The following is a 19,022-nucleotide window of genomic DNA, read 5'->3' as shown; positions in this document are numbered from 1 at the left end:
ATTTCACTTGGGCGGCCTTATGTGCTATTGAAACAGGACATGCATCAGCTCATCAAATGTTTTGGCTTGCTTGAGAGAGTGAATGCGGTCTGGATTGTCTAGTAAATCAACAGCTTGTTCAAAAAATTGGTTCATGTAGGCAGCGTCATCCTTATGAATCGCTAATAAAAAGACAAGTGATGCTTGGTCTCCCTGCCAGTCAATCGGCTGTTTTAGGCGTGCGATGGCTACAGAGGAGGTGCCTTCATTTGTGATGAGCGGGTGCGGCATGGCAATGCCTCTGCCAAGATAGGTGGACGACATTTGCTCCCGCTCAAGCACCGAGGATCGAAAAGAAGGCGATACAAGCTGATGCGCCTCTAAACGGCTGCATAGCATGTCCAATATCTCTTCTTTATTTGAACCGTCAGCATCTAGTAAGGTGAGTCGTTCTTGGAAAAAGGACATCAGCTCTTTGGAGGGTGCCCCTTGTCCATTTAATAAATGAATGACCTCACTCACACGCTGTACATCATGATGTTCAAAAAAAGCGTTAACCTGAATAACCGGTTTTCCCTTTGATGCGAGCGGAACAGTTGTAATGATGACATCACAGGGCAATGAGGTGCTAAATGCATAATCTTGATAAGAATAGAGCTCAACAATCTCAAGTTCATGCTGAAAGGCAGCCTTCAATTTAATTTCAAGCAGTCTTGCCGTCCCTAACCCAGACCCGCACACGATGATGGCTTTCTTTTTTTGCGAGGTGCCGAGCTGACTTCTTTCAAATGAAGCGGCAATATGCAAGGCAACATAAGCGGCTTCGTCTTCATTTGGTGTACGCACCAGCTGTAAGGCATTTAGTCCACTGACAGCCAAGTCAAATGGGTAAGGATAAGACGCTTTGATTTCATGCAAAAGCGGGTTTTGTAAGGATACGCCGTATTGAATTCGGTTCAATAAGGGTTTCATATGAAGCATTAAGTCTTGGCGCAAAATATCATCGTTAGCAAAACGATGACCGCTTGTTTTTTCAATATGCTGGAGAAAGACCGTGACCGCCTGCCGTACTTCCTCTGTCGTTTGATGCTGGTCTGCTTCTTTCCACGTTTGATTCGCCAAAAGATGCATCACTAAGTAGTCTGTTTCCTCCTCTGACAAGGTCACATGAAAAGTGTCGCTGATTTGCTGCGTGATTTTTTGAGCAATTCTAGTTAACACTGGCGGCCTTTGTGTGCGCTCGGTGCTAGCAGATATACGCTGTTCCTTTCGTGTTTGCTGAATGGCAATGGCTAAATGGATGACTAAATTTTTTAAGGCAATGTCTTTTATGAGTAGTGATTCCTGATACAGGTTCGTCAGCACAATGGATCGAATGGTTTCAAGAGAAATATCAGGAAAATGAAGCTGCTCCCGCTCGGTAATATTGGAGAGCGCAGGCTCTTCCTCAAGCAGTAGGTCTGCATAGCACGTCCTTTTTTGCAATTCGTCTCCTTCAATCTTTAAGCCGAAGCCCGGCTTTGACACAAGGGTCATGCCGTAACGGGCTAATAGTTCACGTCCTTTTTTTAAATCACTGCTGACGGTCATACGGCTGATGAACAGTTCTTCTGCCAGCTGATCTATTTTTAAGTAATCAGATTGAAGCAATAGCTTCCTCATCATAAATCGTACACGCTCTTCTGGCATGACGGGGACGAGGGAGCGGGCAGGAAGGTTCTGTTGATGAAGCCAAAGCAGGAAAGCGTCTTGGTCACTTGTTAAGAGCGTATACCCTTTCCCGCGGATGGTCTTGATCATGGCTCCAGCTTGTGTTAACAGCTCGTTTGCTTCTTTGATTAAATTGCGGATGGAGCGGTCAGATAAGCGAAAAGAGGCAGTGAGCTCCTCCAGCTTCACGAACCCTTTCGTTTCAAATAGCCGCTGAATGAGCTGGTAGGTTCGAGTATCTGCCGTGATCATCATTGCGCGGCTCCTTGCGCCTGTAAGGCATCGGCTCCAAGAGCAATGGCGCCCATTAAACCAGATAATCCGTCAAAGGAAGGCTTTGTGACGATTTCATGTAATGGCTTTGGTAGTTTTAGGTACCCGCGAAGCCGCTTCTCTGTTTCATCTAGGATGAGCGGTAGCATAGCCGGCTGTTTCATCACACCACCGCCTAGAATGATGCGCTCTGGTGAAAGGGTGAGTAATAAATTAGCGGTCATTTGCCCGAGGTAGTAGGCATGAAGTGACCAGGCAGGGTGATCCTCTGGCAGCATTTGTGCCAGTGTATGATAGCGTCCTTCTATGGCAGGCCCAGATGCGAGCCCCTCTAAACAATCATGATGAATAGGACAGCAGCCGCCATAGGTGTCATGAGGATGGCGCTGGACTGTGATATGGCCCATTTCTGGATGCAGTAATCCGTGAATGAGGCGATGTTCAATATAGGCACCGCCGCCTATCCCAGTTCCAACGGTGATGTAAACCAAAGAAGCAGGCTTTTCTGCTTCGGGCGAAAAACGGGCTTCCCCGAGCGCTGCACAGTTTACATCGGTATCAAGCTTCATTGGGAGCCCGAGGGCTTGTTTTAAGGTAGAAAGGAAAGGGAATTGGCGCCAGGCTGTTTTTGGTGTGTCTAAAATCGTCCCATAGCTTGGGCTTTGCTCTTTCACATCGACAGGCCCAAATGCCCCAATGCCAATTGCATCGACAGGATGCTCTGTAAAATACTCGATCACTTTTTGGCATGTTTCAACTGGGTTCCCTGTTGCAAAGGAAGTCATGTGTTCAATCGTTCCATCTATTGTTCCATAGCCGCAGACAAATTTTGTTCCGCCTGCTTCAATGCCTCCAATTCGCATGATCAATGCCCTCCATTTAAAGAGAGGCGGAATCCAAATGGATCCCGCCCCTACATGTTCATTTTTTCTTTACAATGTAGGTTTGTACCTGACAAGGTGTGAGCGGTTCAATGTGTAATGATCCATGTTGTGCTTTGAGTATATGTCCTTCAGGTGTTTCGCCTAAATTCGCTGTTTCTCCGTGTTGTAGAGATGAACTATTGATTGAAGCGGCTGTTTGACGCGTTAAATATGGATTGAAGAGACGAATGACAATGCCTGTTCCATGCTCTTCTTTTTTGAGAGCGCTGAGAATGGCTCCATCTGTCTCAATGTCAAGCAGGCTATAAGTAGATTGTAAGTCTTCTTTTTCATCTCGGAAAGAGAAAATTAAACGACCGTTTAAAAAGTCTGCGCGCTCGTAGCACTGAACTGGGGTGGTATACCGCTTGGCAAGCTGTGCTAAGTGTCCCTCGCTCACTGCGTCCTTGCTATAGTGCATGCCGAATGAGAACGATAGCGCACCTTGAAGCTGAGCGTCAGGTGTCTCAACAATTTTTTCCCCAGATGCCCGGCCAGGACGGTAAAGGAGATTTTCTTTCCCCATTTTTCCGAAACAGCGGAAGAGGGTGTACGCAATCGTTGTGTAGTTTTCTCCTGTGATTTGGTATTCTCTCACGCAGTCGGTCAAAAGAGAGACGCCATATGATTCATTGCGAAGTGCAACAAAGGATTGCATTGGTTCAATGGTAATCGGCTTTTCTTCCCAATGTTCATTGTTCCACCATTCTAGCTCTTGCGTCAGCTCTGTTGGGCGTTCGATGGTGCCAAACTGTTGATCGCTCAGTGATACGTTTGACGCGATGCCTGTATCAAAGAGGACACGCAGGCGATGGTCTAGCGCATGGTTGTCAACATCCACATGAAAACGGATGACAGCTTCGTCTTTGTTTAATGCCACCTTCGCTGTGATTGGGAGGGAAGTCGTAACCTGTTGCTCCGAGCGTTCCTCTAAGTCATGTGGGACCGTGAGCTGAAGCTGGATGGTGAGCTCTTCCTGCAAACCGCTTTTAGATACGGTGATATCTGCTGAAGAAATATCCTTGGATGACACATACAGATCCTCACGTGGTGGTGAATAGTTGTAAGAATCCCCGTCGTCTCCATTGTCTTCAAAGATCATTTGCTCAGAGAATATGCGGCCTGTTTGTTTATCTGTGATGTCCAGCGATCCGTTGTCATTTGCCGCAATGCGATAATACGTATTTTCAATCGCGCGTCCTTCTGTTTGTTCCCATGGAAACTCACTAGATTCATCGAAAACCATGCTAACTTGCGTATAGCCTACTGACGGTAAGCTGGCGGCTTCGATTAGTAGAACGGCTTTCCATACTTGCTTTGGCATGTACACATCTTTACTTGGGTTAAGAGAAATTTGCTGTGCGAGCACATAATCTGTGACATCGGTTTTGCTTTTCACTGTGTAGTGAAGCGTTCTTCCATTGGCATCCTTTAGCGTAAATGGACGTTCTGTGATAAAGGTTTCGACTTCAATGACTTCACAGCGCTTTGAAGGCAGTGTATTGAATAAAGTGAATGTGATTTCTTGCTCAGTTTGCAGTCGAATAGAGATGAGTCGCATGTGTAAGTCCACAAGATTCTCGGCGATTTCCTTAGCCTGCTTGTAGCGGAAAAAGACGTCTTGATTCGTCGTGTCACTATTACAGCCGCCAATGCTGTCATGCGCTGCATTTTCAAACATAAGGTACCAAATGTCGCGAACCGTATCATGCGGATAGTCATGCCCGAGTGAATAGCTGATTGTAAGGATCGGCTCCATCACATTGACGAGATAGTTTTCAATTTGGTTGTTTAAGATTTTTAAATCAGCACGTGTTGAAAAGATAGATTTATGAATCCGCATATGCTTGGCGTGAATGAGCTCTCCTTGTAATGTCTCAAAAGACGTCCGCTCTTTTTTCACCGCTGCAATGTAATCTTCTAGACTACTAATTTGATAGTGATGCTCGCCAAGTTCATTGGCTTTTTCTAATAAGTCAGGCAGGTTTTTGCGGATCGGTGCCTGGTCAAAGCCATTTGGGAAATAGACATTCCTTGTGGTTGCCTTTGCTTGTAGTGCGCCGATTTTTTCAGATAGAAACGCTTGTAAATCCTCATCTTTCTCAGGAATATTTCCACCGTAGTAGTAGCCAAATGGCAGGTTTACAGCAAAGACCTCACTGCCGTCAGCACCTCGCCAATTGAATTCAGTATGATTCGTCATATGATCAGAAACGCCGCGCCAAAAGGCTGTATCCACAATGCCAAAGCCTCGGTAAATCTGTGGCATTTGTGCGGATTGACCGAAGGAATCAGGGACATAGCCGACGTTCATCACATGACCGAACTGCTGACAGCGTTCAATCCCATATTGCAGGTTCCGTACAATGGATTCGCCTGAAATGACGAGCTGGTCGGTTTGTGTATACCATGGGCCGATGATGAGACGTTTGGCTGTGACGAGCTTTTTGATTCGATTTTCATCCTCAGGGCGCCATTTCAGGTAATCATCCAATAAGGATGCCTGGGCATCGAGCATGAAGTAATGGAACCTTTCATCTGTCTCAAGGGTGTCTAAAATGTCCATTACGCTTTTCATTAAGTAGATACGGGAGCGGGAGGTGGTGAAATACCATTCCCGGTCCCAGTGAGTATGTGGAATCACATGTACATTGACAGTCATTGATCAACGACACCTTTCTTTGTTCAAATTATCCTTCTAGCACAAGGTCAAAATTGTCTTCTTCTTTTTGCTTCTCGTCATGTTCCGGTTTTTGTGGTTCTTTTTTCTCAGAGAAGTTCACAAGCAGGTTGGCACCAATACCGATGACGAGTGCGCCAGTCAGAGCTCCGATTAAATAAGCCCACCAGTTTCCGACTGAGAAGAAGCCGTATAGTCCGCCAATTGGCGGCATGATGTCATGAACCCCTAATAATGCAGCGACCCCACTTCCAGCAGCACAAGCGACAACATTGAGCGGAATCAATTTCAAAGGATTGACGAGGGTAAAGGGAATCGCCCCCTCTGTAATACCGATAATGCCCATCACAAGACCGCCTCGTCCGGCTTCTCTAAAGGTTGGGGAGAAGTTGCGTTTTCGAATCAATGTCGCAAGCCCGTATCCAAGCGGCGGAATGACAATCGCGATATTGACGAGAATGGCAGGGAGGTAGACACCTGATAGGAAGAGGGCGTTACCCGCCATCCATGCCGATTTATTCACCGGTCCGCCAAGATCGAAGCCAATCATCGCACCTAAAATCAGAGCGAGTGCGAGTGTGCTTGTGCCGTCAGCGACCATGCCTTTAATCCATTCAATTAAAGCTGTGTTCAAAGCGCCTAATGGTCCGCCAAGCAGAACGGACATGAGAAGTCCGGTTAAGCCAACGGTAATCAGTGGCAAGATGAGCAGAGGAACGAGCCCTGCTGCGGAGCCTTGAATTTGAATTTTTCTTTTTACAAAAAGAGCGACATATCCTGCGAAGAAGCCTGCAATGACGGCCCCGATAAATCCGGCATTCGTTGAGCTGGCAAGGGCACCGCCGATAAATCCGGCCGCAAGACCTGATTTATCCGCAATCGAATAGGCGATAAATCCTGCGAGCAGGACGTTCATTAAGCCAATGCCTGTCCAGCCAACCTGCTCCATTAAATAGGCGCCGTGCAGTATGCCGCCAGCCTCCTTATAGGCGTTTAAATCTGAAACACCAAATCCCAATCCGACTAGTTTCGCTAAACCAACGATAAGTGAGGCGCCGATGATCACAGGAAGAATATAAGAAATACCGGTCATGAGATGGCCTTCAATGACTTTTAATTTTGCTTTCATTTTGCTTTGCTCCTTTCTATATGGCATTGCTCACGTTTATTGAGATTCAGATTTTTTCTTTTCAACAAGTGCAACAGCTTTGGTAATGATCTGCTCGGCATTTTTTAAGGCGCGTCCGATCTCGACACGTACAGTGGGAATGCCTGAGAAGCGTTCTGCATCGTTGATATGCTGGTTTGAGGCGATGATACAAAGGTCTGCCTGCTTGGCTTCCTCTGCTGTAATGCCGTTCACCTGTCCCATAATCCCCTGCTGTTCGATTTTGATCTCGTGTCCGAGCTGTTTACCCGCATTCTCTAATGCCTTTGCTGCCATTGGTGTATGAGCTAATCCTGCTGGACATGAAGTGACACCGACAATTTTCATTGTGTAATCCCCTCTTTCAATTGTTGTTCAATGACTTCGTAATAATAATCAGCTGTTTGACCGGGTTGTATCCTTTCGATGAAAGCAGGTTCCATGAGGCTTGTCGCAATACCTGACAGTAATTTCAGATGTGTGACATTGGCTTCTTCTAGTGGAACGAGCAGTGTAAATAAATAGCTTGTTGGCAAATCGTCGAAGCTTCCCCATTCAATGGGTTGTTCAAGTTCTAAAAAAAGAAGTGAAGCCGTTTGTACAGCAGAGCTTTTTGTATGTGGAATGGCGAAGCCTTGCTGAAGTCCTGTTGAAACTTCGTCTTCGCGTGTCAATAAATCTGCTAATAACCCCGCCTGATCGTTTGTAATCTGAAGGTCTTCAGCTTTCTCGGAAATGTATTGTAAAATCTCATTCTTTGATCGTCCGTTTACTTGTGTAAAAACATGATCTTTTTGGAACAAGCTGATCCCTTCTCTCTTGTTTGTTAAGCGCTTACAAGTTGATTGTAATGTACTTTTCGTCATGGTTAAATAGCATCATTTTCCGTTTGAAATGGCAAAAAGTTTATGAAGCAATCAGTCTTGCTATCTGAATATCTCAAATCCTAGCTTAAAACGAGTTTAATTATGTGAAAAACAGATGCTACTAAATGTCCTTTTGTGATATTCTTCCAAGGTATTGTAAAAGATAAGGGGGTCTTTTCATGTTCAAAAAGCAGGTCAAATCCTGTGTGATCGTATTCATGGCCATCATTCTATGTATGGCAGCATTACCTGGATACGAGGCAGCAGCTGCCAGTAAAGGAACAAATGTCAATGAAGCCATTGGGTTAAAAAATGGTGAAGTCATCTCAGGTACATTACAGAATGAAAACGAAGAGTCATGGTACCAAATCACGCCATCTGCACAAGAGGTGGCAAAACATACGCATATGCAAATTTCTGTAAAAAGTAAACAAGTGTTGTCTGTATCGGTCTATCCAAGTAAGGACAGAGCGGTGAAGGATGATACTTATTCAAGATATCGAGTGGATACAGCAAGTGGAGAGACAGAGATCAACTTCCCGCATGCATGGTCAGGTCCTTACTATGTCAAAGTGCTCTATTTAGGTTCGGAGGAAGACAGCCGTGATGAGGAAGAGGATGCGGTCTATACAATCGGGTATAAAGGAGCGAACCTTCCGCCCTCTGAACCCATTTTCCCTGAAGAAGATGAGCCTGAAATCATTATTATTGAGAAAAAGTACGGACGTGAAATTCTTCAATCGATTCGTACAATTGAAGATAAACGTTTTAATGAAACAGCTGATGGTCAGAAGCTGACGCGTCTGCTCCAAAAGACAAAGCCGTTTCTCAAATCGAAGCTCATCAAACATCAAAAAGAGCAACAAACCGTATACAATCATCTGCTTACATTAAAATCATTGCTGAATGACGTAGAGAAAAATGGTGCATTTAGCGGTCATATCGTGACAGCGAAAGAACAACAGGCGATCCGCTCCCTTTTTGATATGCTCAAAGAGGCAAGTCCTGCCTATTTAAAAAAGGAATTAGAAGCGGTGAGTCAAAAGATTGGAATCGATCAGCTTGAAGGAAAATCGGTCGGTTATGTACTAGAAAAGCAAAAGCTTGTAAAAGAAGAAAAGGTGAAAACGAATAAGATCATTTTTAAATTAAAGGATGGCCAAACGCTTCAATCTGCGAAAAAGAAGATGAAAAGCTATGGAATCCAAGAAAGCCGTGTAACATCGCAGTCAGTAAGTCCTTTGTTTAAAGGAATGTATGTCTATGATGTGCCAGCAGGGCAGGATTCAGCTGGAAAAACTTTAAAAGCAGGCAAAGCTGTCATCAAAAGCACAGCAAGACAGCTGTCCAGCATGCCGAATGTTGAATTTGCAGAGCCTGTGCAAACCTATCGTGCGCTTAGCAATGACGTGCAGTATGGTTACCAGTGGCCGCTGAAAAACAGTGCACAAAACAGCGGGAAAAAAGGCGCTGATGTGAAGTTTGAACAAATGAATACACTGATTGGCACAAGCAAAATGAAGCAAACATTGATTGCTGTTGTGGATACAGGAGTCGACAGTCGTTTGACCGATTTGAGCGGAACTGTTCGTACGGATTTAGGTGCAAATCTTATTGGACGAAACAAAGATGCGATTGATGACAATGGACACGGTACGCATGTAGCTGGCATCATTGCGGCAAAAGCCGATAATCATTACTCGATGGCAGGGCTGAATCAACATACGGGCATCATTCCGGTCAAGGTGCTGGATGCCTATGGCTTTGGAGATACAGAGCATATTGCACTTGGAATCAAGCATGCAGTGGATAAAGGCGCAAAGGTCATCAACATGAGCCTAGGCGGCTACTACAGCAGAGTGATTGAATATGCGATGAACTATGCTGCGCAGCGGAATGTACTAGTGGTCGTGGCGAGCGGAAATGATGGCATTCCAGAGATGGGCTATCCTGCGACTTCAAAATACGCAATGGCGATTGGCGCAAGCAACCGCATGGATATTGCCGCAGAGTTCTCAAGCTATGGAAAAGGACTAAGCATGTCTGCACCAGGATCTGATATTCCAAGCTTAATGCCAGATGGAAATGTCTCATACCTGAGCGGAACATCAATGGCGACACCATATGTGGCAGCAGCGGCAGGGTTACTGCTTTCTAAAAATCCTTCTTTGAAACCAAATCAAGTAAGAAATATTTTGCAAAGTACAGCAGATGATATTTCCTTTACATCTGTTGATGGAAAAGATGACGTTTTCTATGACGAAAACGAGGAGCCAATTGTCGATCCGAAAATTCCTGGTATCGATTGGATGACAGGACATGGCAGACTGAATGCATTTGCCGCACTAAGTGCTGTCGAACTGAATGCATCTGTGAGCAAAGTAGAGGATCAGCATCAAAAGGTGACAGGTAAAGCAAAGGCCGGCGCCGCCATTTCTGTGTATAGAGGAAAAACATTACTCGGAAAAGGCACGGCAGGCAAAAAAGGAACCTTTAGTGTGAAGATCAAGCATCAGAACAAAAACAAAGTCCTTCACATTAAGATTTCAAAGGGAAAGGCCGCTACAACCCTCAAAACAGTCGTCAAAAAAGGCAAAGCACCATCTAAGCCGAAGGTGGGCAAAGTAACGGTCAAAAGTAAAACGGTCAAAGGGACTGCGGGTGCAGGCTTGACCATTAAAGTGAAAAACAAATCAAAGAAAGTCATCAAAACGGTGAAAACCAATAGCAAGGGCGCATTTACTGCCCAAATTAAGCCGCAAAAGGCCAAAACGGTCTTGTATGTGACCGCTTCAGATGTGAGAAAAAGAGAAAGCAAAGCGGTGAAGGTTGTTGTTGTGAAAAAGTAAGAAAAGAACTTCCCTTTCTAAAAAAGGGAAGTTCTTTTGTTTGTTACTGGAAAAATACCAATTACTGTCGATAGTAATATAGTAGGAAAAAAAAGGAGGATTTATCGATGAAAAAAATGATGTTTGCTTTCTTTCTATCATTGCTTCTCGTATTCCCAGCCTTTGCACATGCAGAGGAAACGGGAGCAGTACCAGCATCTGTACAAGTAACAAGTGTCACAGCGGCAGACGGTGGTATGGTCAATTACGGTTCTGGTAGTAAATATCGAGTGGGTTCGTATTATCCAGCTACTTTTAAAGGAACACTAAAAGATACAAGTGGAAACCTCATGCCCAATCAGCCAATCCAGCTTTATTTTGAAGCAGCGATCAAATCATTGGCTCAAACAGCGACAGGCACAACGGACGAGAATGGACAATTTTCACTGACGATTCAAGTTCCTTCAGGTGCAGGCTACCGTACATACAACAATGCAGGCTGGTCTACACATTATTACGATATCGTTCCAGTCTCTTTTACTTCAAACGACATCCAGCTTTCTTCAAATGTGACAAGTGTGTACCATTTGGCATATACATCACGTTACTAATCTGCTAGAAGATGCGACTTGGCGCAAGCCCTGTCGTTTTCATAGAAAAAAAGGATGTCAGCTAGTGACATCCTTTTCTTTTTGTTAGCAAGCCTGCTGGGCGGCAACCGAAGGAGTCGATAAACAAACACTCATCAGCCGTTATTCCCAGATTCAATCGAGCTTTTAGCTTTTAATTCTGAGCTTTGATGGATAAGAACTTTTATACTTGAACGTTGATCCTTGAACGTTCAGCTTTGAGCTTTTATCAAGGATCATCCTAAGATGATCATCAGATGAGGAGGGAATGACCTTTCCCCCGGAGGTGTTTAGTTCTATCGATTTTCGGCTCACTAACAAAATTAACTAATCAATCTGTATTTTCGTCAGTGTATTGCTTTCAGACAAGGAAAAATCAACTTCCATTTGAAAATCCTCAATCTCTTTTGAAAGCTGTTCAATCTTCACACGAAGGCGAAGCGGATCAATGATCGTCGCCTCATTTTCAGCGAGGAAAGACTTCACGATCTCTTGGTTGGCAGCCGCCTGTGTTTTCCCGTCTTTTCCAAACAAGGTTTCTAAATGCTGATCCAGTCTCTTTTTTACGTCTTCATTGGTTTGTTCTGCCTTGTCGACTAGTTCTTTGTACACCTGTTTCATTTTCCGTAAATAACGAATATCGTAGTCTATCGACGTCTTACGTTCAATCGCTTCTGCTACCGTCATACGGACACCCGCTACATCAATCGTTGTGGTCGCATTCGACACAACGATGGCTGATTTGATGGCATTCCGGCGTTTGATTAAAGCTTGAATTGATTGATCATCAGCCTTCGCCTTTTTTTCGACTTCTTCTTGATTCTGAAACCCGTGCTGTATATGTTTCCCGATCATCAATCCACCAAGTACTGCGTCATCAACGGTCCGGTTGATTCTCTTATCTAACATTTTCAGTTCACTTAATGCTCTTGTAATGGTCATTTCCATATTCGTGACAACTCCCTTGGTTCATCCTGAAAATCATAGATCCCTATCATATACCAAAGTGTGCTTATTTTACTAGATATATCCTTTTATGTCAGGTTCTTTTTACTGAAAAAAACCTGATGTCTAGACACCAGATTGCTCTCGTTTTTTCTGAATCCAAGCTGTCACATAATATGCAGCATAGCAGAGTGCGATGAAAGGAATACCGCAGATGATGGCAATCCGCTGATTTGGATCAAAGGCAATGCCGATCACAGATGCAAGGCATAGGAAGAAGGCAGCAATCGGAACCACTGGATAAAGCGGGGTTCGAAAGGATAAATCCTGAAGCTGTCCGCCATCTTGTAAAAATCTTTTCCGAAACATGAACTGTGAGGCAGCAATCCCCATCCAGACCACCACAACCGCCAGTCCAGAGATCGATACAAGAATAAGATATACGGTTTCTGGTGCGATGACACTCGATAACAAAGAGAGGATACCGCCAATCATACTTAAAATGAGTGCATTCAAAGGAATTCCCTTTGACGTTAATTTCGCCAGTTTCTTCGGCAGTGTCCTTTCCTCAGAAAGTGACCAAAGCATACGAGATGACGCGTATAGCCCCGAGTTGGCTGCTGATAAAATCGCCGTCAGGATGACAAAATTCATGAAGTCTGCGGCATATGGAATACCGATTCGATCAAACACCACGACAAATGGACTTTTGATCACACCAGCTTCTTCGACTGGAATTAAGCCAGCTAAGACAACGATCGTTCCAACGAAAAACAGGACAAGACGCAGTACGGTTGTGCGAATCGCTCTTGGAATGGTCTCATCTGGATTGACGCTTTCGCCCGCAGCAATCCCGATTAACTCTGTACCTGAAAAAGCAAAATTGACGGCAAGCATCGTCATTAAAATCGGTAAAAAGCCGTTCGGGAAAAGCCCGCCTTCCCCGGTGAAGTTAGAAAAGAATGGAGCGGCCTCACCGCCTTTTAATGGAATCAAGCCAAACATCGCAGCTCCGCCAAGAATAATAAAGAGAATAATAGCCATCACTTTAATACTGGAAAACCAAAACTCTGATTCTGCAAAAAACTTGACTGTAAAAGCATTGAGTAAAAAGATGAGAAGCGCAAAAACCCCACTCCACATCCAAACCGATGTGTCTGGAAACCAGCGCTGCATTAAAAGTCCTGCCGCTGTAAATTCCGAGCCGAGTGCCACTGTCCATGTCAGCCAGTAAAGCCAAGCGACCGTATAGCCTGTGCCGGGTCCAATGTATTTTGTTGCATACGTATGAAAAGCTCCTGTAACCGGCATAGCGACAGACAGCTCACCTAAACAGAGCATCACGAGGTACACAATTAATGCCCCGACAAGATAGGCAAGAATCGTTCCCGCAGGTCCGGCCTGATTAATGGTATATCCAGAACTTAAAAATAACCCTGTTCCAATGACGCCGCCTAAAGAAAGCATGAACAGGTGCCGGCTCGTCATTTTTCGTTGATATTGTTGTGACTGATCTTTAGCTTGTTCCATGTCTTCCCGCCCTTTTGCTTAGAAGTATGTGTGTTGATTCATGGTGCTATGGTGGTCCGTTTTAAGATGTCAGTGATATCTTCTGGTGTCGTCCGGCAGCAGCCGCCGATGATGCGCGCGCCGTCTTTGTACCATTGATGCGCACATTCGCCAAACGTATGATGAGACGTATCTCCTCTCCATACCTTTTCTTCAGGATCATATAATTCACCAGAGTTTGGATACACCACAATCGGTTTGCTCGTCCCCTTCTTCATCTCTTGAATGAGAGAAGAGATAAATTGCGGAGGTGTACAGTTTACGCCAACAGCAGCAATCTGTTCATAAGGCTCAAGTGCTTGTACACATTCTCTCAGCAAATCCCCCTCACTAATGTGCAGGTCATCCTTTGCGCTAAATGTGATCCAAGCAGATACACCGCTGAATTCATCCTGTAGTAGCTTTGCAATGGCCGTTGCTTCAATCAGACAAGGAATCGTCTCACATGCGAGAATATCTGCACCAGCCTCGACTAATGCCTGAATTCTTGGCCGGTGAAAATCAATGAGTGCCTGCTCCGTGAGTCCGTAATTTCCCTTATATTCTGAACCATCAGACAAATAAGCGCCGAATGGCCCCACAGATCCAGCGACAAAGGGTTTTGTCCTTCCTTCGCGACGCGTTTCATCCTGCCAGAAAAGATCGCGTGCATCTTTCGCTAAAGTGACAGATCGTTTCATGAGTTCAATGGCTTCTTCTTTTGAATAGCCTTTTTCAGCGAAGCCATCAATTGTTGTTTGGTAGCTGGCGGTTGTTGCACAGTCAGCACCTGCTTGGAAGTAGTCCAAGTGAACTTGCTGAATCAATTCTGGCTGTTCAATGAGTATTTTGGCTGACCATAAACTGTCATTTAAGTTACAGCCCTTTCGTTCAAGCTCCGTTGCAAGTGCGCCATCTAAAATCAAAGGTGCGTGAGCCTGTAAACGGCTTTGAATAGGGTTCATAGGAATAGAACAGCCTCCTTTTTTGATCGGAAATGATGGGTATGATATGAGGCAGTAGTTTAAATGACTAAAGTGTTTTTGTCAAGGAGAGGAAAAAGCATATCATGCCGGAAAAACCCTGAAAACAAGCGGGTTTTCGTGCATAAACATGCAGTCAAAATAATAGAAAACCATGTCATTGACAGCCTCTAAAAAGAGATATATATTATGAAAAGGTTCATTTCAGAAAGCTTTATCAAAAGGCGCTGTCTTTTGATTTTTATTTTATCCAATGACTGTCTTCTTTCGTGCAGAAAGAGGGTTTTTTATATGCTTAAAAAAAGGAGGAAAGAAGAAATTGAAAAAATGTGTAAAAGATATTGCCATGATTCTCATTGGTTCTTTTTTATTTGCTGCAGCTGTGAACATGTTTGTCATTCCGCTTGAATTTGGTGAAGGCGGTGTAACGGGGCTGTCCATCATTTTTTATTATATGTTTGAAATTGCACCATGGCTGACGAACCTTGTACTTAATGCGATCTTGCTGCTTGTAGGGTATAAATACTTGGACAAGAAAACCACGATTTACACAGTGGTGGCTGTCGCAAGTAACTCTCTATTTTTACACCTGACCACAACATGGGTCGTGAATGTACATGAAATGATCATTGGAGCGATTTTCGCAGGAATGATCATCGGAATTGGGATTGGTCTTGTATTAAGAGCAGGCGGAACAACAGCGGGTTCTGCCATTCTCGGAAGAATTGCCAACAAGTATTTAGACTGGAACGTGAGCTATGCCATCTTGTTCTTTGATCTGATCGTCGTATTTGCTTCCTACTTCATTATTGGTGCGGAAAAATTAATGTTTACCATTGTGATGCTTTACGTCGCCACAAAGGTGATGGACTTCGTCATAGAAGGACTCAACACGAAAAAGGCGGTCACGATCATTTCTTCATGTAAAGATGATATTGCCGAAGAAATCAATCACACCCTGGACCGAGGCGTGACAATTTTAAACGGACGCGGTCATTATTCAAAGGAATCGAAGGAAATTCTCTACGCGGTCATTCAAAAGCAAGAGCTCATGCGCCTGAAGAAAATTATCAAGAAAATTGATCGAGACGCATTCGTTGTTGTCCATGACGTGCGGGATGTGTTTGGAGAAGGATTTGTGAATATATAAAAAAGGCCCTAATCGGGTCTTTTTTTATACTTTATACCTCTTGTCACATAATACTATGTATTGTATGGTATAAATGGTTAGGAGTTGTAATCATGAATGCACAATTAAAAAAAGGTTTACTGGAATTTTGTGTACTGGCGGTATTAAAGAAAGGCGATTCCTATGGTTATCAAATCATTAAAGATATGTCCCATTGTATTGAGATTTCAGAATCAACATTATATCCGATATTAAAGCGGCTAGAGCAAAACAATTATGTAGAGACCTATTCCCAGGAACATAACAGTCGATTAAGAAAGTACTATCGGATGACAAAAAGCGGCCGGGAGCATATAGCGCAGTTTTTAAAGGAATGGAATCAGGTGATGGCGATTTACGACTTTATTTCTGGAGGACAGGGCAATGAATAAAATAGAATTTTTAGCCAGCTTAGAGAAGCACCTGCATCGTCTAGGCGAAAAAGAAAGTGAACGGTTTATCGAGTATTATGATGAAATGATCGAGGATTATCAGGAAGATGGCTACAGTGAACAGGAGGCAGTTCATCAAGTCGGGCAACCTGCCATCATCGCTGAAGGGATTTTGAAGGAACAAGGAATCAAAACCGTTCAGGTGCCGACGTTTGGAGAAAAAGCCACAAGGGTCTCCATCCTCATTTTGGGCTTTCCGTTATGGGGCAGCATTCTAGCAACAGTTTTCCTACTGATTCTTTCTGTGTATATGGTGATTTGGTGCATTCCACTCGTGACAGGGACAATGACGCTGGTTGGTCTGCTCGGCGGTTTTTGGAGCATCATTGGTTCTCCGTTTATCTTTCAGGACGGTTTGCATGTGGTGGTGACGCAGATTGGTGTTGGTATTCTTCTATTAGGTACCGGATTATTAAGCGGCATAGCCACGGCGTATTTGACAAAGCTATTTGTGCAAATGACTGTTCAAACCACTAAGGCATTCATGGGAATGTTTAAAAAGAGGGTCGTGAGAGTATGAACGTGAATGATTTAAAAAAGCAATGCATCAAATGGGGGATCATCTTCACCGTTGCCGGAGGAATTGTCATGGCAATTGGTTTTGGACTTTCAGGCTTTGACCTAGATGCATATCACAACAATGACCAGAACAATGTGTTCCGCACGATCAATTGGAGCAAGCCATAAATGAAAGACCCGCTTATGCGGGTCTTAGCGTGTAGACAAACCCTCGCATTCGGTGTCAGTCCTGCGCTTCGGTGCTCACGAATGTCAAATTCGCTCCGCGCCGATGCTCGTCCTTCCTAGGGCTGCAAAGGTTTTCTATCACGCTGAAAAGAAGACAAAGGGCTAAAATCAACACCATTTTAGTCTTTTTTCAACAATCTGTGACCCGCTTATGCGGGTCTTTTTTTCGCTCTGGCAACAAAGAAAAAATAACAGCAGAGTGCGCCAAGGTCACAGAGCATAATAATCAGCCCCATTGGAAAGGCTGTTTGGCTTCCGGCTAGGCCGACAAGAGGTGTCATACAAGCGCCTAGCAACATTTGCGCAACACCGATGAGGGCAGCGGCACTTCCTGCATGTGCCCCGTGATGCTGCATCGCAAGAGACGGTGCAGAGGTGCCGACAATCCCAACGCTTGAGACAACAAAAAAGAGCGGAATGAGAATACCATACAATCCTGCATCAATGGAAATCATGATAAATAGGGTGACGCCGCCTAGGGCCGCTGTCAGCAGTCCAATGCGAAGGACTTTCTCTTCGCCGATTTTTGCAGCGACACGGGCAAATACTTGTCCAGCCGTGATAATGCCAAGACTATTCACCGCAAATGCAGCACTAAATCCTTGTGGAGAAAGGTGAAAAAGATCCTGAAGCACAAACGGTGAGCCAGAAATATAGGCAAACATCGCTGCGAATACAAGACCTTGCGAGAGAGCGTACCCAACAAAGAGACGATCACTCGCTAAAATTTTCATGGCACCAACAATCTGTTGAAAGCCTCCGGTCTGTCTGCGATCCGCTGGTAAGCTTTCTTGAAGTGAAAAAATGGATCTTAGCAGCATTAAAGCCCCGAGGATTCCTAGTAGAACAAATACACCCTGCCATGTTGTGAAGCGTAAAATCTGTCCACCCACAATCGGTGCCGCTGCCGGAGCAACTCCGTTGACTAACATGAGTAGGGCAAAGAATTTCGTCATCTCAGACCCTTCATAATGATCTCGTACGATGGCTCGTGCAATGACAATGCCGGCTGAACCAGCAAGTCCCTGAATCAGCCTTAAGAGAATGAACGTCCAAATCGATGTAACCACTGTACATAAAAGAGATACGGCTATAAAGATGATTAAGCCAATCATCAGCGGCTTCCTTCTGCCGATCGTATCACTGATCGGTCCCGCAATCAGCTGTCCAAGCGCAAGTCCAATGAGACAAGCCATAAGGCTTAATTGGGACAAAGCGGTGCTTGCTTCAAAATCCCGGGCGATATTAGGCAAAGCAGGTAAATACATATCCATTGCCAGCGGTGCAAGGGCTGTTAAAGACCCAAGCAATGCGGCAAGGAGGAAACGATTTTTTTTCGAATCTTGGGGATAAGATATAGAACTCATATCATGACAACACTCCTTGTATACTTCCTCAAAACAGCATAATGAATCAAGCGTTTCTTTTCAATGAAAAATTTTCAAAGCTGATTTCATGCAAAATAATTGATCTTTCGAATGAGACTCTTTACATTGAATGAGTAGAGAAAAGAACAAGGTCATTGACATGCAGTGATTGCATGATACGTATATCCATCAATTGACAACAGGAGGTGCTGACATGAAGCAGCAAGAGCTGATGATTCGTCAAGCAGTCAAAGAAGATCATGAGGCCATCAGGCATGTGCTGATCAAATCATACGCACAGTATGAGCCTCAATTTACAGAGGAAGGCTGGCAAAATTATTCTGCAGCGCTTGCAGCAGCTGTAGATAATCCGAACATGGAGCTCATGCTTGTGGCAGAGCTTGAAGGTAAAGTCGTGGGGACGCTGCAAATGTTCCGTTCATCTGAACAAGCGTATGATAAACCTGAAATGGGCATTACATCAGCCATTGTTCGTTTTTTAGGAGTAGATCCCGATGTCAGGGGCAAAGGAATTGCAGAGTCATTGCTGCGTAAAAGTATTGAACTGACGCAATCATGGGGCGAAAATGTCCTGTATCTTCATACATCTGATAAAATGCAGGCAGCCATCCGTCTTTATGAAAGAATGGGTTTTGAGCGTGCACTAGATAAAGAATTTGTGAATCAAAATGGGACGCATGTGAAGAGCTATCAATATGTCATTCAGAAAGAACAGCCAGCAGGTTCAACACATCACGCGTAATAAAAGGAAGAGCA

General features: G+C 44.4%; 17 protein-coding genes. 7 read left to right on the top strand and 10 right to left on the bottom strand.

The features are described from left to right. Positions 1 to 24 precede the first annotated feature (24 nt). From IEE86_RS10375 to IEE86_RS10350, 6 genes are read right to left on the bottom strand one after another with little or no spacing between them, the layout of a single operon-like run. Complete coding sequence (locus IEE86_RS10375) at positions 25 to 1,944, bottom strand: BglG family transcription antiterminator (RefSeq protein WP_191097149.1); 1,920 nt, start codon at positions 1,942 to 1,944, stop codon at positions 25 to 27. Further along, complete coding sequence (locus IEE86_RS10370; RefSeq protein WP_191097148.1) at positions 1,941 to 2,825, bottom strand: ROK family protein; 885 nt, start codon at positions 2,823 to 2,825, stop codon at positions 1,941 to 1,943. The genes IEE86_RS10375 and IEE86_RS10370 overlap by 4 nt, the downstream gene beginning before the upstream one ends. 58 nt (positions 2,826 to 2,883) lie before the next feature. Then, complete coding sequence (gene mngB / locus IEE86_RS10365) at positions 2,884 to 5,547, bottom strand: mannosylglycerate hydrolase (RefSeq protein ID WP_191097147.1); 2,664 nt, start codon at positions 5,545 to 5,547, stop codon at positions 2,884 to 2,886. A gap of 28 nt (positions 5,548 to 5,575) precedes the next feature. Beyond that, positions 5,576 to 6,694: a PTS fructose transporter subunit IIC gene (locus tag IEE86_RS10360; protein ID WP_191097146.1), complete on the bottom strand. Its 1,119-nt coding sequence runs from the start codon at positions 6,692 to 6,694 to the stop codon at positions 5,576 to 5,578. Between the two features lie 36 nt (positions 6,695 to 6,730). Then, on the bottom strand, positions 6,731 to 7,060 hold the full coding sequence (locus IEE86_RS10355) for a PTS fructose transporter subunit IIB (protein WP_007498438.1): 330 nt from the start codon (positions 7,058 to 7,060) through the stop codon (positions 6,731 to 6,733). Further along, positions 7,057 to 7,578, bottom strand: a complete 522-nt coding sequence (locus tag IEE86_RS10350) for a PTS sugar transporter subunit IIA (RefSeq protein ID WP_224740915.1) — start codon at positions 7,576 to 7,578, stop codon at positions 7,057 to 7,059. The genes IEE86_RS10355 and IEE86_RS10350 overlap by 4 nt, the downstream gene beginning before the upstream one ends. Before the next feature lie 179 nt (positions 7,579 to 7,757). Here IEE86_RS10350 and IEE86_RS10345 point away from each other — a divergent pair, with 179 nt between their 5' ends. Together IEE86_RS10345 and IEE86_RS10340 are read left to right on the top strand one after the other, a co-directional pair. Next, positions 7,758 to 10,427 carry a S8 family peptidase gene (locus IEE86_RS10345; RefSeq protein WP_191097145.1) on the top strand — a complete coding sequence of 890 codons (2,670 nt, stop codon included), beginning with the start codon at positions 7,758 to 7,760 and terminating at the stop codon, positions 10,425 to 10,427. 107 nt (positions 10,428 to 10,534) lie between these two features. Further along, positions 10,535 to 11,017 (top strand): Ig-like domain-containing protein, encoded by a 483-nt coding sequence (locus tag IEE86_RS10340; RefSeq protein ID WP_191097144.1) that lies wholly within the window; start codon positions 10,535 to 10,537, stop codon positions 11,015 to 11,017. Between the two features lie 345 nt (positions 11,018 to 11,362). On the opposite strand, the gene IEE86_RS10335 is transcribed toward IEE86_RS10340, so the two are convergent. From IEE86_RS10335 to mmuM, 3 genes are all read right to left on the bottom strand, one after another. Then, positions 11,363 to 11,983, bottom strand: coding sequence for a hypothetical protein (locus IEE86_RS10335; protein WP_191097143.1), 621 nt, complete (start codon positions 11,981 to 11,983; stop codon positions 11,363 to 11,365). Positions 11,984 to 12,106: 123 nt separating this feature from the next. Further along, positions 12,107 to 13,510 (bottom strand): S-methylmethionine permease, encoded by a 1,404-nt coding sequence (mmuP, locus tag IEE86_RS10330; protein WP_191097142.1) that lies wholly within the window; start codon positions 13,508 to 13,510, stop codon positions 12,107 to 12,109. Positions 13,511 to 13,548: 38 nt separating this feature from the next. Then, on the bottom strand, positions 13,549 to 14,493 hold the full coding sequence (gene mmuM, locus IEE86_RS10325; RefSeq protein WP_191097141.1) for a homocysteine S-methyltransferase: 945 nt from the start codon (positions 14,491 to 14,493) through the stop codon (positions 13,549 to 13,551). A 337-nt stretch (positions 14,494 to 14,830) separates the two neighbouring features. On the opposite strand from mmuM, the gene IEE86_RS10320 reads away from it, so the two are divergent. The 4 genes from IEE86_RS10320 to IEE86_RS10305 all read left to right on the top strand — a co-directional run bounded on the left by IEE86_RS10320 (position 14,831) and on the right by IEE86_RS10305 (position 16,818). Continuing rightward, positions 14,831 to 15,661: a YitT family protein gene (locus IEE86_RS10320; RefSeq protein WP_224740914.1), complete on the top strand. Its 831-nt coding sequence runs from the start codon at positions 14,831 to 14,833 to the stop codon at positions 15,659 to 15,661. 92 nt (positions 15,662 to 15,753) lie between these two features. Beyond that, the gene (locus IEE86_RS10315) at positions 15,754 to 16,071 is read left to right on the top strand and encodes a PadR family transcriptional regulator (RefSeq protein ID WP_191097140.1); all 318 of its coding nucleotides are present in this window, start codon (positions 15,754 to 15,756) and stop codon (positions 16,069 to 16,071) included. Continuing rightward, complete coding sequence (locus IEE86_RS10310) at positions 16,064 to 16,651, top strand: DUF1700 domain-containing protein (protein WP_191097139.1); 588 nt, start codon at positions 16,064 to 16,066, stop codon at positions 16,649 to 16,651. The genes IEE86_RS10315 and IEE86_RS10310 overlap by 8 nt, the downstream gene beginning before the upstream one ends. Continuing rightward, positions 16,648 to 16,818 carry a hypothetical protein gene (locus IEE86_RS10305; RefSeq protein ID WP_003217225.1) on the top strand — a complete coding sequence of 57 codons (171 nt, stop codon included), beginning with the start codon at positions 16,648 to 16,650 and terminating at the stop codon, positions 16,816 to 16,818. The genes IEE86_RS10310 and IEE86_RS10305 overlap by 4 nt, the downstream gene beginning before the upstream one ends. 209 nt (positions 16,819 to 17,027) lie before the next feature. Here the strand turns inward: IEE86_RS10305 and IEE86_RS10300 are convergent, their stop codons facing one another. Next, positions 17,028 to 18,245 carry a multidrug effflux MFS transporter gene (locus IEE86_RS10300; protein WP_191097138.1) on the bottom strand — a complete coding sequence of 406 codons (1,218 nt, stop codon included), beginning with the start codon at positions 18,243 to 18,245 and terminating at the stop codon, positions 17,028 to 17,030. Between the two features lie 214 nt (positions 18,246 to 18,459). On the opposite strand from IEE86_RS10300, the gene IEE86_RS10295 reads away from it, so the two are divergent. Further along, on the top strand, positions 18,460 to 19,008 hold the full coding sequence (locus IEE86_RS10295) for a GNAT family N-acetyltransferase (protein WP_191097137.1): 549 nt from the start codon (positions 18,460 to 18,462) through the stop codon (positions 19,006 to 19,008). Positions 19,009 to 19,022: the final 14 nt, after the last annotated feature.

This window comes from Bacillus crepusculi, from assembly GCF_014764715.1.
Classification (GTDB): domain Bacteria; phylum Bacillota; class Bacilli; order Bacillales; family Bacillaceae; genus Bacillus.
Note: the sequence above shows the minus strand (reverse complement) of the source record. Positions and strands in the feature narration are given on the sequence as shown.

Bases quoted from the DNA above. Each gene is read 5' to 3' on its own strand.
- mmuP (WP_191097142.1), bottom strand. From the start codon at position 13,510: ATGGAACAAGCTAAAGATCAGTCACAACAATATCAACGAAAAATGACG.
- IEE86_RS10300 (WP_191097138.1), bottom strand. From the start codon at position 18,245: ATGAGTTCTATATCTTATCCCCAAGATTCGAAAAAAAATCGTTTCCTC.
- IEE86_RS10295 (WP_191097137.1), top strand. From the start codon at position 18,460: ATGAAGCAGCAAGAGCTGATGATTCGTCAAGCAGTCAAAGAAGATCAT.
- IEE86_RS10315 (WP_191097140.1), top strand. From the start codon at position 15,754: ATGAATGCACAATTAAAAAAAGGTTTACTGGAATTTTGTGTACTGGCG.
- IEE86_RS10370 (WP_191097148.1), bottom strand. From the start codon at position 2,825: ATGCGAATTGGAGGCATTGAAGCAGGCGGAACAAAATTTGTCTGCGGC.
- IEE86_RS10350 (WP_224740915.1), bottom strand. From the start codon at position 7,578: ATGACGAAAAGTACATTACAATCAACTTGTAAGCGCTTAACAAACAAG.
- IEE86_RS10340 (WP_191097144.1), top strand. From the start codon at position 10,535: ATGAAAAAAATGATGTTTGCTTTCTTTCTATCATTGCTTCTCGTATTC.
- IEE86_RS10375 (WP_191097149.1), bottom strand. From the start codon at position 1,944: ATGATGATCACGGCAGATACTCGAACCTACCAGCTCATTCAGCGGCTA.
- IEE86_RS10345 (WP_191097145.1), top strand. From the start codon at position 7,758: ATGTTCAAAAAGCAGGTCAAATCCTGTGTGATCGTATTCATGGCCATC.
- mmuM (WP_191097141.1), bottom strand. From the start codon at position 14,493: ATGAACCCTATTCAAAGCCGTTTACAGGCTCACGCACCTTTGATTTTA.
- IEE86_RS10310 (WP_191097139.1), top strand. From the start codon at position 16,064: ATGAATAAAATAGAATTTTTAGCCAGCTTAGAGAAGCACCTGCATCGT.
- IEE86_RS10305 (WP_003217225.1), top strand. From the start codon at position 16,648: ATGAACGTGAATGATTTAAAAAAGCAATGCATCAAATGGGGGATCATC.
- mngB (WP_191097147.1), bottom strand. From the start codon at position 5,547: ATGACTGTCAATGTACATGTGATTCCACATACTCACTGGGACCGGGAA.
- IEE86_RS10360 (WP_191097146.1), bottom strand. From the start codon at position 6,694: ATGAAAGCAAAATTAAAAGTCATTGAAGGCCATCTCATGACCGGTATT.
- IEE86_RS10355 (WP_007498438.1), bottom strand. From the start codon at position 7,060: ATGAAAATTGTCGGTGTCACTTCATGTCCAGCAGGATTAGCTCATACA.
- IEE86_RS10335 (WP_191097143.1), bottom strand. From the start codon at position 11,983: ATGGAAATGACCATTACAAGAGCATTAAGTGAACTGAAAATGTTAGAT.